Genomic DNA, 2,031 nt, shown 5'->3' on the forward strand with positions numbered 1-2,031 from the left:
CCCGCCGCAGGCCGCGACGAGCCGCCCGGACCGCGGGAATGGCTGCTCGCCGGCCTGCACTCCGGGGTCTCCCGGGTGCTCACCAACCCGTTCGTCGCGACGGCGCTGTTCATCGTCGGGTTCTACGGGTTGTACTTCGGCGGGATCTTCGACGCCGCCGTCGACAGCCACGGCGCCCACGTCGCGATGAACCTGCACTTCCTGCTCAGCGGCTACCTGTTCTACTGGGTGGTGATCGGTGTGGATCCGACACCGCGGCCGATACCGCCCATCGGCAAGCTGGCGATGGTGTTCGCGTCGTTGCCGTTGCACGCGTTCTTCGGGGTGGTCCTGATGGCGACCAAGTCGGTGATCGGGGAGGACTTCTACCGGTCGCTGCAGCTGGACTGGCACACCGACCTGCTCGGGGATCAGCGGCTCGGCGGCGGGATCGCGTGGGCTGCGGGAGAGGTCCCGCTCGTCGTGGTGTTGATAGCGCTGTTCATCCAGTGGCGGCGCAGCGATCAGCGGACCGCGACCCGGTTGGACCGGGCTGCTGACCGCGACGACGACGCCGATCTGGCGGCCTACAACCGGATGCTGGCCGAACTGGCCCGGCGCGAGTCTCAGCAGGGCGGCTGACCCGGCGGATCCGCCACGTGCACCGCCCCTGCGGCAACAGCGCGCGTCCAGCTGCGGTAGCTGCTGATGTCGGTGCCGATGGCGGCACTGGCGTCACAGCCGAACGCCGTCCGCCAGGAGCCGTCGTCGAACTCGACTTTGCCCAGCTGCATCGGTGCCGGCAGGGCCGCCAGGAAGCGGCCGAGAGCTGCCGCCGACAGCAGCCATCGGTGCCCCTGAAGTGCGGCACCCGGCTCGTCGTCGAACACCCGGGTGATCGCCGGCTTGGCAGGTGATGTCGACAACACCGTCATCCGGTAGCGCGGCGCTGTGGTGATCTCCCCGGCCCACCGGGAGCCCAGATCGGTGAGCTGATGCGCGAGGGGTCCGCCACGCAGGTGAGCGCCGAAGACCACCAGTTCGACGGGTTCGGCGGCCGCGAGCGGCCAGATCGACCGCAGTGCCCGCCCCTCAGTCAGCCCTGCGGCCAGATCCACAGCCACCGCATCGTCGAAGGCGCGCGCCAGGACGGTGAGCGCGGCTCCGTCAACGCTCACAGTGACCGAGCACAGGCCGTCGGGGGCGGTCGAGTCGGCAGGTACGACGACGGCATCCACTCCGTCGGGCACGGAGTGCGTCCCGACCGGCACGGACACGAGCCGGGCGCCGATCTTCGTCAACGCTGCCGTGACCGCGTCGAACACACTGCGGCCGTGTCGGTTGAGCGCCACCCCCACCACCGGCTCGACGGGGGCCGCGAGGCGGATGTCGGCCGGCCAAACCCGCCGGCCCGGTGCGTGTCCGGCGAGCACGGCTGTCACGGCGTCGGCGAGCACGAGGTCGGACGCGAGGACGCTGAGGCGGGCGGAAAGTGCCGCGGCGGTGGGAGTGATGCACACAGGCGCCGCGGGAGCGCCTGTCGTCACCACGACGTCGGCGGTCGCGAAGGCCGAGGGATCGACGATCGTGGCGCCGGCACCGCGCAGGGCGCCGACAACACCGTCCCCGACGGTGTCGGCCACCACCACCCGGCTGCCGGCCAGGGACCCCGTAGCGGCGTGGCCGGCGACCTGTCCCGTCATGCGGATCAACCTATGCGGCGGTTGTCCACAGTGCGCAACTCATCCACAGCCCGGTCGCCCCGGGCCGCGCCCCGGCCGCGGGATGTCGGCGGTACGGCGGTGAATGGCGGTGTCACCCACGAGTCAGGCGCCGTGCCTGGCCCGTAGCCAAATATCGAGGGAGGAACCCAAATGTTCGAGACACCCATCGCCGTCGTAGGCACCATCGTCACCAACCCGGAACGCCGCTGGGTCGGCGATCAGGAGCTGATCAAATTCCGCGTGGCGAGCAACTCACGCAGGCGCACCGCGGACGGCACCTGGGAGCCGGGCAACTCGTTGTACGCCACGGTGAACTGCTGGGGCCGGC

At 70.7% G+C, this 2,031-nt stretch carries 2 protein-coding genes and 1 pseudogene; 2 read left to right on the top strand and 1 reads right to left on the bottom strand.

Annotated elements, in window-relative coordinates; translation table 11 throughout:
* A partial coding sequence (locus WA944_RS24590; RefSeq protein ID WP_526647437.1) for a cytochrome c oxidase assembly protein occupies positions 1–621 on the top strand: 621 nt, incomplete at its 5' end.
* Here the strand turns inward: WA944_RS24590 and WA944_RS24595 are convergent.
* Positions 606–1,682 carry an allophanate hydrolase-related protein gene (locus WA944_RS24595; protein ID WP_526610672.1) on the bottom strand — a complete coding sequence of 359 codons (1,077 nt, stop codon included), beginning with the start codon at positions 1,680–1,682 and terminating at the stop codon, positions 606–608. The two genes, WA944_RS24590 and WA944_RS24595, sit on opposite strands and share 16 nt — an antisense overlap.
* Positions 1,683–1,853: 171 nt before the next feature.
* Between WA944_RS24595 and WA944_RS24600 the strand changes: the two are divergent.
* Positions 1,854–2,031, top strand: a pseudogene (locus WA944_RS24600) (single-stranded DNA-binding protein); the annotation flags it as partial.

Source organism: Mycobacterium sp., from assembly GCF_049683355.1.
Classification (GTDB): domain Bacteria; phylum Actinomycetota; class Actinomycetes; order Mycobacteriales; family Mycobacteriaceae; genus Mycobacterium.